A 13,002-nucleotide genomic window follows, 5' to 3' on the forward strand; every position below is an offset into this window, starting at 1 on the left:
GGATCAGTGACGCCGTGCGCCCGCCGCGATGTCGGCGCTGTAGCGCCATTCGAGAAGGGATTTGATGACGAGGGTGACAAGAGCGAGACCGGCAAGGAGGGAGGCGACGGCGAAAGAGGCAACGAAGTTGTACTCATTGTAGAGGATCTCCACGTGGAGCGGCAGCGTATTGGTCAGGCCGCGGATGTGGCCCGAGACCACCGAGACCGCGCCGAATTCGCCCATGGCGCGGGCGTTGCAGAGGAGCACGCTGTAGAGCAGTCCCCAGCGGATGTTGGGCAGCGTCACCGTCCGGAAGGCATGCCAGCCGGAGGCGCCCAGCGTCAGGGCGGCCTCCTCCTCTGCGGTACCTTGTTCCTGCATCAGCGGGATCAGCTGGCGGGCGATGAAGGGAAAGGTGACGAAGATCGTGGCCAGTACGATGCCGGGCACCGCGAAGATGACCTGGATGTCGTTCTCGATCAGCCACGGGCCGATCAGTCCCTGCGAGCCGAAGACCAGCACGTAGATCAGTCCGGAGACGACCGGTGAGACCGAGAACGGCAGGTCGATGAGAGTGACGAGGAGGTTCTTCCCGCGGAACTCGAACTTGGCGATGGCCCAGGCGGCCGAGACCCCGAAGACGAGGTTGAACGGCACGGCGATGGCGGCGACGAGCAGGGTCAGCCGGATCGCCGAACGGGCGTCGGCTTCCTGGAAGGCGGCGAAATAGGCCGACCAGCCCTTGGCGAAGGCCTGGATGAACACCGTCACCAGGGGCAGCACGAGGAACAGCGCGAGAAACAGGATCGCGATGCCGGTGAGTCCCCAGCGGACGGCCCGGCCTTCGGTGACCACGCTCTCGGCGCGGTCGGGCCGTGCGGGAGGCCGTATGGCGACGGCGCTAGACATAACCGAACCTCCTGCGGCTCCAGGCCTGGATCAGATTGATGGCCAGCAGCGTCACGAACGAGATGCCGAGCATGATCGTCGCGATGGCGCAGGCGCCGCCGTAATCGAATTCCGAGAGCTTGATGACGATGAGGAGCGGCGCGATCTCGGAAACGTAGGGCAGGTTGCCGGCGATGAAGATGATCGAGCCGTATTCGCCGACGCCGCGGGCGAAGGCGAGGGCGAAGCCCGTGAGCACGGCCGGGATCAGCGGCGGCAGCACCACCCGGACGAGGGTGTGCCAACGCCCCGCCCCGAGAGTGGCCGAAGCCTCCTCGATCTCCTTGTCGATCTCCACGATGAGAGGCTGCACCGTGCGCACGGCGAAAGGCAGGCCGATGAAGACCATGGCGATGTAGATGCCGACCGGGGTGTAGGCCGCCTCGATCCCGATCTTGGCGAGCTGCTCGCCCACGAGGCCGTTGGGTGCGTAGAGCGAGGCCAGCGCAATGCCGGCCACGGCGGTAGGCAGCGCGAAGGGCAGGTCGACCACCGCATCCACGATCTTCTGGCCGGGAAAGCGGTAGCGGGTCAGCACCCAGGCGACGAGGAAGCCGAAGACCGACGCGGTCAACGCCGCCAGCAGCGACACGCCGAAACTCACGCGCAGGGCGCTGGCCACACGCGGATCGGTGGCGACGTCCCAGATCCCCGACAGGCCGAGCCCGGAGGCCCGCGCCACGAGGGCAGCGAGCGGCAGCAGCACGATCACGCCGAGGCAGGTCAGGGTATAGCCGAAGGTGAGCCCAAAGCCGGGGATCACGCTGGGCTGACGAAAGCGTCGTCTCGGACGCAGAGGCGGCTCTGCCATGGGATGGTCCTGCATTCGTCTTCGGTGACCCTCCCCCTTTGCGGGGAAGGGCGCCTGCGGAGCGCGCTAAGCAGGTTCGCAATGGCACGCCAACGCTTCACGCTGCTTAGGTCCTTGGTGTGTCGCAGGTTTCTGTCGCAGAACCGGTGACCACTTCTGCGAAACCTGCTTAGGGCGCCGGCTTGCTCAGCTGGTCGAACAGGCCGCCATTGTCGAAATTCTTCTTCTGGATATCGTCCCAGTTGCCCTGGAGATCCTCGATCTTGAAGAGTTTCAGCTCCGGCAGCTGCGCCAGATCCTCGGCCTTGGCAGCCTCTCGCTTGATCGGACGGTAATGGTGCTTGGCGAAGATCGCCTGCGCCTTGTCCGAGTAGAGGAACTGGAGGTAGGCCTCGGCCTGCTTGCGCGTGCCCTTCTTGTCGACATTGGCGTCGACGAGGGCGACCGGAGGCTCGGCATAGATCGAGGTCGGCGGCACGACCACATCGAACTTGTCGCGGCCGAACTCGTCGAAGACGAGATAGGCCTCGTTCTCCCAGGTCGGCAGCACGTCGCCGAGGCCGCGCTGGGCGAAGGTTACGGTGGAGCCGCGGGCACCCGTGTCGAGCACCGGCACCTGCTTGTAGAGCTGGCCCACGAAGGCGTTGGCCTTGTCGGCGCTCTTGCCTTCCTTTTCGTAGGCGTAGCCCCAGGCCGCGAGGAAGTTCCAGCGCCCGCCGGCCGAGGTCTTCGGATTGGGGGTGATCACCTTCACGTCGGGCTTCACCAGATCGCCCCAATCCTTCACGCCCTTCGGGTTGCCTTTGCGGACGAGGAAGACCACGGTCGAGGTGTAGGGCAGCCCTTCATTCGGCAGCTTGGTGCGCCAATCGGCCGGGATCTTCTTCGAGAGACGGCTGATCGCGTCGATGTCGGACGGGATGCCCAGGGTCACCACGTCCGCGGGGATGCCGTCGATGACCGTGCGGGCCTGCGAGCCGGAGCCGCCGTGAGCGGCGCGGACGATGACGGTCTCGCCGGTCTTCGCCTTCCACTCCTCGACGAACGCCGCGTTGATGTCCTTGTAGAGCTCGCGCGTCGGATCGTAGGACACGTTGAGGAGCTCGGTCTGCGCCAGGGCCGCGCCGGAAATCAGAAGAGCCGATCCGAACCCTGCCGATACCAGGCAGACCGTGCCGGCGCACAGGGCGAGAGCCAGCTTCCTGCGGGAAGGGCGGCGGGCATTGGGTGTGAAGGACATCGTCGCGCTCACAGGTTTGTCTCCGGCTCCGTCGCAGCCACCGGGACAAACCCATCCCGACAGCGTCGATAAAGCTACGTTTCGTTCGTTTTAAAGAACAATGTCAAGCGCGACCGAAACCGGCTCGTAATGCGCCAGATAGGGATTTCTCCTTCCGAAATCGAGGTGTGGAAGAACGAATGACGTGAGGCAGAACGCTGTTCTCATCTCCGTATCATCGAGAGAAGAAATAATCTGCCGAGACGAGTTCTTTAGAAAGAACGTTCCGTCATGAATCTGCATCGTCAAGGGCGATGGGGCGGCTCTTGGTATGCGAACCGCCGGTCGATGACGTGAATCGCAGAGGGTCCCGGACAAAGCCGGGGCTTCGGGTCGATCGACGGGCCGCGCGACGAAAGACCGGTCGCGGGATGCCGCGACCGGCGGTTCAAACCGCGATGTCTGCCATGCGTTGGGAAAGTTGCGGTCGGGAGAATTCGGCCGTGCGGGATATCAGCGCCGACAGCCGTGATGGCGGGAGCTCTCTCCGCAGGACGAGGGTCAGTCCGAGGCGAGCGCCACCAGGGAGAACAGGGTGGCCAGCAGGATGTTTCCGGCGACGACGAGAACGAGCACGGTCATGGCGGTGGGGTTTCGCGGGTTGGAAAGATCGAGCCGGACGGTCGCCGGCACGTGGACGGCATCCATACCATCGTGAATCTGAACGCCGTGTGTCGTCTCGCTCGTCATGCGACGAGAGGTTCAGGTCTTGGTGCGTCCGAGCTTCGTCAGCAGGGATTCGATTCGCTCGCTGACCGGTTCCACCAACGAGCCCGCATAGAGGTTGCGCAGGTTCATCCCGAGATGGCGACGCACGTTCGCACTGAGGGATACAGGGCTCGCCGGCCGTGTCCGACCGTTATCCGGCTGCATCTTGGTCATGAGAGGGACTCCGCTCATCCCGGCCCCGTCACGCGTGACGGTGTCGGCCCTGACGAGGAGGCTGACACAGCTTGGTTAAGAACAATTTTATCGATCTCCCCTGAAAATCGCCTCCGTCATCGGGCCCGAGCTTGGCCACAGCATCGATCTCTTCTGTCAATGACCTTTGGCAGTTTCCAGGACAAAAAAATCTGCCGCGTAGAGCTCTCCAAGGAAATGGCGCGGCTACAAGGAGTTGCGCCGAGCGGCACCGTCGGTCGATTCCCGAAGAGGGTTACCGAGAGGTTTCCGGCTGTGGACGCCGCCGCCGAAGCGGGGTTACAACGCTCAAGCTCGCTGAGTCGGATTCAAGTCCTCAGACAGAACTCGTTGCACAAAGGGGAGATCTTCAAAGAATGCAGACCATCACCATCACAGTGCGAGAACGTGACACCGTATTGGCGGCCTTGCGTTACTATCAATTTTATCGTCTTCAGGGTCATCCCTTCGATCCGAGGCAGGATCACCTGATCGATGCGATTGCAAATCACTCGGGTGAAAGTCTTGATCTTGCGGAAATCGACGATCTGTGCGCCGGCATCAAGGGCAACAAACACGCATTGAGCGCAGCGGCATAAGGCCGGATTCGGCACGGAACGAAGCCGGAAGCCGAGGGTCTGGAGAAGATCTCCGAGGCCGCCCGGCTCGGAGGAAAGGTGACGCGCCGCGCATGCCCGGTCGTCGATGAGGATAAGGTCCGCGACGGGGTTCGGCTGACACATGCCGAAGAAGAATTTTCTCTTTTCCTCAATCGACCATCGCCGCCGTAGGCACCGCGCCGGGCTCTCCGGCCGGTGCACCACGGGACATGGTTCAAGCATTCACATCGGTAGCCGCTGGATGCCCGTTCCTCCTCAGGGAGCCGTGGCGAGGTGGCTCTTTGCGCGTCCCACGGCCGCGTCGCAGGCTTTGGCATCGCCCTTGCCGTCGGCGGTGCGCGCCTCGTCCAGGGCGACCTTGGCCTGCATCGCGGCCTCGGCGCCCTTTCCGGCCTCGGCGGATTTCTCCGGAGGAGCGGCCGGGGTCGAGGCATTGCCGCTCTGAGCGGATTCCCCCTGGCCTTCGCGCGCGCCGGCAGCCGCTTTGCCCGAGGTCGATGCTGAGATGGAGCCGGTCGCCTCGTCCTTCACCTTGGCATCGAGCCGCGCGATTTCGTCCGAACAGGGTGAGGCGAGGACCGGACCGGCCACGAGGGTGGCGGCCAATCCGGCGGCCAGCAGGGCGGCGATGGTTCGGGGCATCTGGTTCATGGGGTGTCCTCGAAGGATCTGTCTGTGAACGGACAACCCATGGGGCGTGGCTTCGGCTCCGCCGCCGCGGCGAAGTTTACGCCTCGACGAAGCCCGAGGATCCGGACCTTGCGCGGTCATGGTCGTGGTCGCATTCGCCGTGATCGGCGAGGACCTGGATGACCCGGCATTCCCCCACCCGTCCGTGGCCGCACTCCGCTACCATGCGCTGCAATTCCGTGCGCAGGGAGACGAGCCGGGCGATACGCTGCTCGACTTCGGCGAGATGGCGGCGGGCGAGGCGATCGACCTCGGCGCAGGATTCCTCCGGCTGCGCGCTCATGGCGAGGAGTTCGCGGATCGCGTCGACCTCGAAGCCGAGTTCGCGCGCATGGCGGATGAAGTTGAGGCGCGCCACCTCCGCCTCGCCGTAGCGCCGCTGCTGCCCGTCGGTTCGCGGCGGCGAGGGCATCAGGCCGACCTGCTCGTAATAGCGGATCGTCGGTACCTTCACCCCGGCGCGGCGCGACAGAGTTCCGATCGAGAACGCCATTTTCCGCTTGATCCTCTAGTCGCTAGAGCTTGTAGGCTCTCTTCTAGCGACGAAACGAGGAGAGAGCCATGGCGAAATCCTGCTGCGGCACGAGCGAGAATCACGGCGGAAGCCACACCCATGGGCACGCCCTTTCAGCGGGCGACGGGCACTGCCATGCTACGGCGGTCCTGGTTCCGAAGGCCGCGGCACATGAGGAATCCTGTGGCTGCGGCGGTGGGGTTCCGGTCTTCGACGGCGTGGATCCGCGCTACAAGCGGGTGCTTTGGTTCGTCATCGCCCTCAACGGCGCGATGTTCGTCACCGAGATGGCAGCGGGACAGGCGGCTGGATCGCAGGCGCTGAAGGCCGACGCCCTCGACTTCCTCGCCGATACGGTCACCTACGGCCTGAGCCTGGCCGTCATAGGGGCGAGCCTGCGCACCCGTTCCATGGCGGCGCTGGCCAAGGGGGTGAGTCTCAGCCTGATGGCGCTCTGGGTCTTCGGCTCGACCGTGTACCAGACCCTCGTCCTCGGGGTACCGAGCGCGGAACTGATGGGAGGCGTCGGTCTGATGGCGCTCGGCGCCAACGTCGCCTCGGTGCTGTTGCTGATGCGCTACAAGGACGGCGACGCCAATGTCCGCTCCGTCTGGCTGTGCTCGCGCAACGACGCCATCGGCAACATCGTGGTGATGGGCGCGGCGCTGGCGGTCTGGGGTACCCGATCGGCCTGGCCGGATCTGGCCGTCGCCGCCCTGATGGCCGGCATCTTCCTCACCTCCTCGGTCCAGATCCTGAAACAGGCCTGGGGCGAGTACCGCGAGGGAGATCGGACCGTGCGGACGGTGGCGGCGGAGTGAGGTCACCCGGCTGTCGGGAGGATCCCGCTATCGATCCGGCCGCAACTCGTCTTCGAGGAAGGCCCTGACCTCGGCCCGGTCGATGCCCGGTGCGATGAAGCTCCGGCCGATCCCGCGGGCGAGGATGAAGGTGAGCGCTCCGTCGCGGACCTTCTTGTCCTGGGCCATGGCTTCGAGGATGGCGTCGGCATCGCCGCATCCGCCGGGGACGGCCTGGAGCCGGGTGGGCAGGCCCGCCAGCGCCAGATGGTTGGCGACGCGGCCGGCATCCTGGCCGGGGCAGAGGCCGAGACGGGCCGAGAAGCGGAAGGCCAGAGCCAACCCGATCGCCACCCCCTCGCCGTGGACGAGGCGGGCGGATTCGTAGCCGGTGAGGCGCTCGAGGGCATGACCGAACGTATGGCCGAGGTTGAGCAGGGCGCGCTCGCCGTCCTCGCGCTCGTCGCGCACCACCACGCCGGCCTTGGCCCGGCAGCAGATCGCCACCGCCTCGTCGCGCTCCGGGCCGCCGGCGTAGATGCCGGCCCAGTTGGCCTCGCACCAGTCGAAGAAGCCGGAATCGGCGATGAGCCCGTATTTCGCCACTTCGGCATAGCCGGCGCGCATCTCGCGCTCGGACAGGGTGTCCAGAGTGCTGGTATCGGCCAGGACCAGGCGAGGCTGATGGAAGGCGCCGATGAGGTTCTTACCCAGCGGCGAGTTGATGCCCGTCTTGCCGCCCACCGAGGAATCGACCTGGGACAGCAGGGTCGTCGGCGCCTGGACGAAACGCACGCCGCGCCGCAGCGTCGCCGCCGCGAAACCGGCGAGATCGCCGACGACGCCGCCGCCCAGAGCCACGACGAGGTCGTTGCGCTCGATCCTGTGGGCGAGAAGGCCGTCGCAGACCTGCGCATAGGTCGCGTAACTCTTCGAGGCCTCGCCCGGTGCCACGACGACGAGGCCGGAGCGCAGGCCTGCCGCTTCGAGGCTAGCGCGCAGGCGCTCCCCATAGAGCGCCGACACGGTCTCGTCGGTGACGATGGCCGCGGCACGGCCCCCCAACTCGGCGACGCGCGCGCCGGCCCCGTCGAGGAGGCCGCGGCCGATATGGATATCGTAGTCCCGGCCCTGGTCGAGGGGGACGTGGACCGTCTGTCCGTCACTCACTGCGCGGCGACGCCTCGGTTCGAGGGTCCGTTAAGATAGGCATCGAGGGCCTCCATCACGTCCTCCACCACGCGGTCGTGCGAGACGTCGCGCGAGGGGATCATCACATCGGCGCTGCCATAGACGGGATGCCGGATCTCCATCAACTGCCGCATCGTTTCTTCCGGATCATCGGTCTGGAGAAGGGGGCGGTTGCCGCGCTTGCGCACGCGGCGCATCAGCACGTCGAGTTCCGCCTTCAGCCAGACCGAGACGCCGCCCTGCGCGATCCGCGCCCGCGTCGCCTCCCGCATGAAGGCACCGCCGCCGGTGGCGAGGACCAGCGGTCCCTCACGGATGAGCCGGGCGATGACGCGCTCCTCGCCCTCGCGAAAACTCGGCTCGCCGTAGATGGCGAAGATGTCGGGGATGGTGAGCTTGGCCGCCGCCTCGATCTCGTTGTCGGCATCCTTGAACATCAGTCCGAGTCGCGTGGCCAGACGTCGCCCCACCGTGCTCTTGCCCGCGCCCATGAGACCGACGAGCACGATCGAGCGCGCGCCGAGGGCGCGGCGGAGCCGGACTTCGATGGGATCGCCTGCGATGTCGCCTTCCGCTGGCTCGGTCTCGGTCATTGCTGGAATCTTGATAAGCCCTTTGATCCGATCCTAGCGCGTTTCACCGTCCGGGCGAAGCGAGGCCGTAGGGCGCCGCACGATTCTTGACCCGACGCGGATACGCCATGAACCACTGAGGCCGATCGCCCTTCCTCGGATGCGAGGCGCTTGCGACGCAACCTGTGGCTCCGAAGTCCTTGCCATCGCGCGCCCGGCATGATGCAAACCCTTGGCTCGGCTGTGCAACTCTCTCGCCTGCCGAGCCTGCCCGACGATACCGTCCTATCCGCCCAGTCCCTTCGATTTGAGTTCCTTATCGACCGAGGTCCGTACGAGTGCCGACCCTGTTTCGCTTCCTCGCCACGCTCGCCATCCTCGGGGGGCTGGTCTTCGCAGGCATGTTCGCGCTCGCGACCTTCGTCCAGCCCACGCCCCGGGAGATGAGCGTCACCATCCCCTCCGCCAAGCTGCAGCCGCCGGGCCGGTGACCGGCACGGGCGGCGAAGATGCGGGGTCCGACGATCCGGACCTCATCGTGGCCTATCTCGACATGCTCGCCGCCGAGCGCGGGGCGGCGGCCAACACGCTCGCCGCCTACCGGCGCGACCTCGATCATTACCTCGCGGCCCTGTCCGCCTCCGGGCGCGATCCGCTCGACACCGATGCCGGGGAGGTCCGCTCCTATCTGGCGGATCTCGAGACGCAGGGGCTGAAAGCCTCCTCCGCCGCACGTCGACTGTCCTGCATCCGGGGCTTCCACAAGTTCCTCTACGCGGAAGGGTTCGCCGAGACCGATCCGAGCGCGCCGGTGGGCGGCCCGCGCCGGGGGCGGACTCTGCCCAAGGTGCTGTCCGTGGCCGAGGTCGACGGCCTCCTTCGCATCGCCCGCGAGCGGGCCGTGGCGGCAGGGGTGGACGAGCCCGGCGAAAAGCGGCGCGCCCTGCGGATGCTGTGCCTGCTCGAGACGCTCTACGCCACGGGCCTGCGCGTCTCGGAACTCGTCGCGCTACCGCGTTCCGCCGCCACCACGAAGCAGCGCTACCTCGTGGTGAAGGGCAAGGGCGGGCGCGAGCGGCTGGTGCCGCTCACGGATCTGGCCCGAGCCGCCATGCGCGAACATCTGGCCCATCTCACGGATGACGGTTCGTTTCTCTTCCCGGCCGACAGCGAGAGCGGCCACCTGACCCGGCAGGCCTTCGCCCGCGACCTCAAGGCGGCGGCCTCAGCGGCGGGAATCCGCGAGGACCGGGTGAGCCCGCACGTGCTGCGCCACGCCTTTGCCAGCCATCTCCTGCAGAACGGCGCCGATCTCAGGATCGTGCAGGAGCTTCTGGGGCATGCCGACATCTCGACGACGCAGATCTACACGCACATCCTCGACGAGCGCCTGAAGAGCATGGTCCGTGACCTTCATCCTCTCATGGACGACCCGGCCGAAACGGAGACGACGCCTTAGGCCTCCGCGTTCCAACAGCTTTCCTGCGAGCCGATCACCTGAGACGGCTTCCCGGCGTCGTGCGCGCCATGCTCACACCTCCGCCTCCTCGTCGAGCGTATCCTCAATATAGACCTGCGCCAAGACGACCTTGATCACCGCCATCAGGGGCAGCGCGAGGGCGATGCCCCACAGTCCGAACAGGACGCCGAGCACGAGCTGGCCGGCGAAGATCGTGGCCGGCGGGATGTCCAGCGCCCGCTTCTGGATGAACGGTGTCAGCCCGTAGCTCTCCAGGCACTGGACCACGAGATAGACGCCGAAGGCGCCGAGCGCCGCATTGGTGCCGGAGGCGAGGCCCGCCAGCACGATGACGACGCCGGCGATCAGCGGCCCGATGGTGGGGATGAAGGCGAGGAGACCGGCCTGCAGGCCGAGGATCAGGGCGCCGCCGATGCCGAGGAAGCTCAGGCCCGCCCAGATGCAGAGGAAGATCACCGCCATGGTGATGAGCTGGCCGAACAGCCAATGCCGCAAGGTCTCGCCCATCCCGTCGAGGAGGGCGGTGGCGCGGGGACGATAATGCGGCGGCACGAACCGCACGGCGCCCTGGCGATAGCTGGCAGGGTCGGCCGCACAGGCGAGACCGAGGAAGACGATCACCAGGACGTTGCCGAGTGCGCTGAACAGGCCGGTGATGACGGCCGCCGCCGGCCCGAGCATGCTGCCTGCATCGGAGAGAAGGGAGCTGGGGCTCTTGATCGCACTCGAGGCAAGACCGCTGAGGCCCCCGGCCTTCGTCTCCTTGTCGGTGCCGCCCTCCTGACCGCCCGACGTTTCGCTCGTCCCCGAGAAAGCCGGCAGATCGATCCCGTATTGCTTCAGGCGGTCGCGGACCGACCCTGCCTGTGTGGCGATGGTCTGGCCGAGCTCGCGGCCCTGCTGCACCACAGTGGCCCCGCCGAAGGCGAGGAATCCGAGGCTCAGGCCGCCGAGGACCAGGCTGACGATGGTGAGCCGCAGTCCGCGGCCGAGCCCGCTCACCTGACCGAGGAGGCGCGTGAGCCCGTCGAGGAAGACCCCGAGCAGGATGCCGGCGAAGATCAGGAGCAGGGTCGAGGCCGCGGTCCAGGCCAGGATCAGCACGGCGATGAACGCCACCACCGCGATCCCCGAGACGGCCGGCGACCAGTTCGCCGGCCGCGGGCCCGGCTCGCCCTCGATCGTCGTGCTCTGTCGCATGTCATGTCCTTTTGCGCGGCCTGCCGAGCGCGGCGCAACCGGGCGCGCGGATCCCGTCATAGACAAGGGCCGGTCGGCAGGACGACCGTTCTTGACTGTGGATTTGCTGTCTGCGGATTGTCCGGTGGCGATCCCCGACCGGCCGTCGTCACGCCCAGCGTGCGGCGGCCTCGTCGTCGGTCCCCGTGGCCTCGACCCATCCCCCGACCGTGCCGTCGGCCAGGTGCTCCCGCTTCCAGAACGGGGCCTTCGTCTTGAGGTAATCCATCAGGAAGCTCGCCGCCTCGAAGGCGGCTACCCGGTGACTGGAAGCGGTCACGACGAGGACGATGCCGTCGCCCGGCGCGACGAGGCCGTGCCGGTGGATCACCCGCACGGCCTGGAGCGGCCAGCGCCCCAGCGCCGATTCCACGACCCGGCCGATCTCGGCCTCGGCCATGCCGGGATAATGTTCGAGTTCGAGCCCGGTCAGTCGGCCGCCTTCGTCACGGCACAGGCCGGTGAAGGTGACGATCGCACCGGCTCGGCCCTGCAGTTCCTGCGTCAGCCGCGCGATCTCCGCGGCCACGTCGAAGGGCGCGCTCTGGATACTGATCCCGGACGCGACCTGCGCCCCTGCCGCGATTTCACCTGCCGACATCCGTCGATTTCCTTGACCCATGGGCGCGAAAGCTCTCGCGACCAGGTTTGATCGCCCTTAAGGGAAGCGCGAGATTGCAAAGTCCGCGCGGTGATTCCACGCTGTTCGGCATCGTCGCGGCAATCGCCATCCCGGCACCCGGCCTTACCACTCGATCGGCATGGGCTCCATGCCCCGGGACCCCCGGCATTCCAACATCCGGTCCACGCCACCGGCCTCGAAGGACACCCTCGCGTGACGCCTGAGCTGATTCTGCCCCATGACGGCATCCTGCCGGTCTTCTCGGCCCGTCCGGTCTGGTGCGGGCGTGCCAGCACGGTCATCGGCGCCGCGACGATCGGTGCTCAGGCCTGGCTCGGCGACGACAGCGTGATCCGCGCTGACGGCGAGAGCGTGACCATCGGCGAGCGCTTCTGGCTCGGCCACCGGTCCACGGTCCATATCGCCACCGATTCGCATCCCACCCTCGTCGGTGACCGGGTGACGGTGGGCCGCAACGCCGTGGTCCATGCCTGCACGGTGGGGTCCGATGTGGTGATCGAGGACGACGTGATCGTCCTCGACGGTGCCACGGTGGGGGATGGTGTGGTGATCGAAGCGGGCGCCACCGTCTTCCCGCGCTCACATCTCGCCACGGGCTTCGCCTATGCCGGCAGTCCGGCCAAGCCCCAGCGTCCGGTCACCCTGGCGGAGATCTCGGAACGGGCGGAGCGTGTGCGCGAGGCCACGGGGGACACCCTGTCGCCCGGCGCGGGTGACGAGGTCGATACCGATTCGAGCGTCTATGTGGCCAGCACGGCGCGCCTGCGCGGTCGCATCGCCCTGGGGGCTGGAGCGACCGTGCTATTCTCCTGCGACCTGCATGCCGAGATCGGTCCCATCCTCATCGGAGCCGACACCAACATCCAGGACAACACCGTCATCCGCGCGCGGGGGGAAGGCGTCGTCATCGGCCGCGACACCACCATCGCGCACAATGTGCGCCTGGCCGATTGCCGCATCGGCGCCCGCAGCCTCATCGGCATCGGCTGCGTACTGGCCCCCGGCACCGTGGTGGCCGACGACGTGCTCCTCGCCGGCGGCTCCACCACCGATCCGGGCCAGCTCCTCGAAACCGGCCATCTCTGGGGCGGTCGCCCCGCCCGCATCCTCGGTCCCCTAGACGCCGAGAAGCGCACGATGATGACCCGGATCGTCGCCGGTTATTGCGAGCACGGGCGGGTGTATCGGCAGATCGAGGCAGAAGGATTCTGAACGGGGGTTAGGGGTTGGGCGCGCGAAGCCTTGAGGCCCTCCGTCTTGTGATTTCGATCTTTGCGCGGAGGGTGCAGCTTCGCACCGCCAAAGCTCTCGGCATTCTTCAGACACGAGAGGT

Annotated in this window: 16 protein-coding genes; 5 read left to right on the forward strand and 11 right to left on the reverse strand. The window is 66.8% G+C overall.

The features are described from left to right. Window positions 1–3 precede the first annotated feature (3 nt). From cysW to ACFQ4G_RS02615, 5 genes are all read right to left on the reverse strand, one after another. Window positions 4–891 carry a sulfate ABC transporter permease subunit CysW gene (cysW, locus tag ACFQ4G_RS02595; protein WP_238205172.1) on the reverse strand — a complete coding sequence of 296 codons (888 nt, stop codon included), beginning with the start codon at window positions 889–891 and terminating at the stop codon, window positions 4–6. After that, a complete protein-coding gene (gene cysT / locus ACFQ4G_RS02600) occupies window positions 884–1,741 on the reverse strand; it encodes a sulfate ABC transporter permease subunit CysT (protein ID WP_238205169.1) in 858 nt (285 codons plus the stop codon). Before cysT ends, cysW begins: the two co-directional genes overlap by 8 nt. 169 nt (window positions 1,742–1,910) lie before the next feature. Then, window positions 1,911–2,981: a sulfate ABC transporter substrate-binding protein gene (locus ACFQ4G_RS02605; protein WP_238205206.1), complete on the reverse strand. Its 1,071-nt coding sequence runs from the start codon at window positions 2,979–2,981 to the stop codon at window positions 1,911–1,913. Window positions 2,982–3,521: 540 nt separating this feature from the next. Continuing rightward, a complete protein-coding gene (locus tag ACFQ4G_RS02610) occupies window positions 3,522–3,653 on the reverse strand; it encodes a hypothetical protein (RefSeq protein ID WP_379039631.1) in 132 nt (43 codons plus the stop codon). A gap of 69 nt (window positions 3,654–3,722) precedes the next feature. Further along, entirely contained in the window at window positions 3,723–3,902 is a 180-nt protein-coding gene (locus tag ACFQ4G_RS02615) for a hypothetical protein (RefSeq protein WP_238205167.1), read from the reverse strand. Window positions 3,903–4,297: 395 nt separating this feature from the next. Here ACFQ4G_RS02615 and ACFQ4G_RS02620 point away from each other — a divergent pair, with 395 nt between their 5' ends. After that, window positions 4,298–4,519, forward strand: a complete 222-nt coding sequence (locus ACFQ4G_RS02620) for a hypothetical protein (RefSeq protein WP_238205165.1) — start codon at window positions 4,298–4,300, stop codon at window positions 4,517–4,519. Window positions 4,520–4,795: 276 nt separating this feature from the next. Here the strand turns inward: ACFQ4G_RS02620 and ACFQ4G_RS02625 are convergent, their stop codons facing one another. Then, window positions 4,796–5,191, reverse strand: coding sequence for a hypothetical protein (locus ACFQ4G_RS02625; RefSeq protein ID WP_238205163.1), 396 nt, complete (start codon window positions 5,189–5,191; stop codon window positions 4,796–4,798). Window positions 5,192–5,267: 76 nt separating this feature from the next. Beyond that, a complete protein-coding gene (locus tag ACFQ4G_RS02630) occupies window positions 5,268–5,723 on the reverse strand; it encodes a MerR family transcriptional regulator (RefSeq protein ID WP_238205161.1) in 456 nt (151 codons plus the stop codon). A gap of 68 nt (window positions 5,724–5,791) precedes the next feature. Here ACFQ4G_RS02630 and ACFQ4G_RS02635 point away from each other — a divergent pair, with 68 nt between their 5' ends. Further along, window positions 5,792–6,565 carry a cation transporter gene (locus ACFQ4G_RS02635; RefSeq protein ID WP_238205159.1) on the forward strand — a complete coding sequence of 258 codons (774 nt, stop codon included), beginning with the start codon at window positions 5,792–5,794 and terminating at the stop codon, window positions 6,563–6,565. A 27-nt stretch (window positions 6,566–6,592) separates the two neighbouring features. Here the strand turns inward: ACFQ4G_RS02635 and aroB are convergent, their stop codons facing one another. Together aroB and ACFQ4G_RS02645 are read right to left on the reverse strand one after the other, a co-directional pair. Continuing rightward, window positions 6,593–7,714: a 3-dehydroquinate synthase gene (aroB, locus tag ACFQ4G_RS02640; protein WP_238205158.1), complete on the reverse strand. Its 1,122-nt coding sequence runs from the start codon at window positions 7,712–7,714 to the stop codon at window positions 6,593–6,595. Continuing rightward, window positions 7,711–8,328: a shikimate kinase gene (locus ACFQ4G_RS02645; RefSeq protein ID WP_238205156.1), complete on the reverse strand. Its 618-nt coding sequence runs from the start codon at window positions 8,326–8,328 to the stop codon at window positions 7,711–7,713. Before ACFQ4G_RS02645 ends, aroB begins: the two co-directional genes overlap by 4 nt. 317 nt (window positions 8,329–8,645) lie before the next feature. Between ACFQ4G_RS02645 and ACFQ4G_RS02650 the strand changes: the two genes are divergently transcribed. Together ACFQ4G_RS02650 and ACFQ4G_RS02655 are read left to right on the forward strand one after the other, a co-directional pair. After that, window positions 8,646–8,798, forward strand: a complete 153-nt coding sequence (locus ACFQ4G_RS02650) for a histidine kinase (protein WP_238205154.1) — start codon at window positions 8,646–8,648, stop codon at window positions 8,796–8,798. Further along, the gene (locus tag ACFQ4G_RS02655) at window positions 8,795–9,766 is read left to right on the forward strand and encodes a site-specific tyrosine recombinase XerD (protein WP_379039635.1); all 972 of its coding nucleotides are present in this window, start codon (window positions 8,795–8,797) and stop codon (window positions 9,764–9,766) included. The genes ACFQ4G_RS02650 and ACFQ4G_RS02655 overlap by 4 nt, the downstream gene beginning before the upstream one ends. A gap of 72 nt (window positions 9,767–9,838) precedes the next feature. Here the strand turns inward: ACFQ4G_RS02655 and ACFQ4G_RS02660 are convergent, their stop codons facing one another. Then, window positions 9,839–10,987: an AI-2E family transporter gene (locus ACFQ4G_RS02660; protein WP_238205152.1), complete on the reverse strand. Its 1,149-nt coding sequence runs from the start codon at window positions 10,985–10,987 to the stop codon at window positions 9,839–9,841. Between the two features lie 148 nt (window positions 10,988–11,135). After that, on the reverse strand, window positions 11,136–11,627 hold the full coding sequence (locus ACFQ4G_RS02665; RefSeq protein ID WP_238205150.1) for a molybdenum cofactor biosynthesis protein MoaE: 492 nt from the start codon (window positions 11,625–11,627) through the stop codon (window positions 11,136–11,138). 234 nt (window positions 11,628–11,861) lie between these two features. Between ACFQ4G_RS02665 and ACFQ4G_RS02670 the strand changes: the two genes are divergently transcribed. After that, the gene (locus ACFQ4G_RS02670; protein WP_238205148.1) at window positions 11,862–12,881 is read left to right on the forward strand and encodes a gamma carbonic anhydrase family protein; all 1,020 of its coding nucleotides are present in this window, start codon (window positions 11,862–11,864) and stop codon (window positions 12,879–12,881) included. Window positions 12,882–13,002 lie beyond the last annotated feature (121 nt).

Source organism: Methylobacterium marchantiae (genome assembly GCF_042679825.1).
Taxonomy (GTDB): domain Bacteria; phylum Pseudomonadota; class Alphaproteobacteria; order Rhizobiales; family Beijerinckiaceae; genus Methylobacterium; species Methylobacterium marchantiae.

Bases quoted from the DNA above. Each gene is read 5' to 3' on its own strand.
- ACFQ4G_RS02635 (WP_238205159.1), top strand. From the start codon at position 5,792: ATGGCGAAATCCTGCTGCGGCACGAGCGAGAATCACGGCGGAAGCCAC.
- ACFQ4G_RS02665 (WP_238205150.1), bottom strand. From the start codon at position 11,627: ATGTCGGCAGGTGAAATCGCGGCAGGGGCGCAGGTCGCGTCCGGGATC.
- cysT (WP_238205169.1), bottom strand. From the start codon at position 1,741: ATGGCAGAGCCGCCTCTGCGTCCGAGACGACGCTTTCGTCAGCCCAGC.
- ACFQ4G_RS02625 (WP_238205163.1), bottom strand. From the start codon at position 5,191: ATGAACCAGATGCCCCGAACCATCGCCGCCCTGCTGGCCGCCGGATTG.
- ACFQ4G_RS02605 (WP_238205206.1), bottom strand. From the start codon at position 2,981: ATGTCCTTCACACCCAATGCCCGCCGCCCTTCCCGCAGGAAGCTGGCT.
- cysW (WP_238205172.1), bottom strand. From the start codon at position 891: ATGTCTAGCGCCGTCGCCATACGGCCTCCCGCACGGCCCGACCGCGCC.
- ACFQ4G_RS02645 (WP_238205156.1), bottom strand. From the start codon at position 8,328: ATGACCGAGACCGAGCCAGCGGAAGGCGACATCGCAGGCGATCCCATC.
- ACFQ4G_RS02620 (WP_238205165.1), top strand. From the start codon at position 4,298: ATGCAGACCATCACCATCACAGTGCGAGAACGTGACACCGTATTGGCG.
- ACFQ4G_RS02615 (WP_238205167.1), bottom strand. From the start codon at position 3,902: ATGACCAAGATGCAGCCGGATAACGGTCGGACACGGCCGGCGAGCCCT.
- ACFQ4G_RS02660 (WP_238205152.1), bottom strand. From the start codon at position 10,987: ATGCGACAGAGCACGACGATCGAGGGCGAGCCGGGCCCGCGGCCGGCG.
- ACFQ4G_RS02630 (WP_238205161.1), bottom strand. From the start codon at position 5,723: ATGGCGTTCTCGATCGGAACTCTGTCGCGCCGCGCCGGGGTGAAGGTA.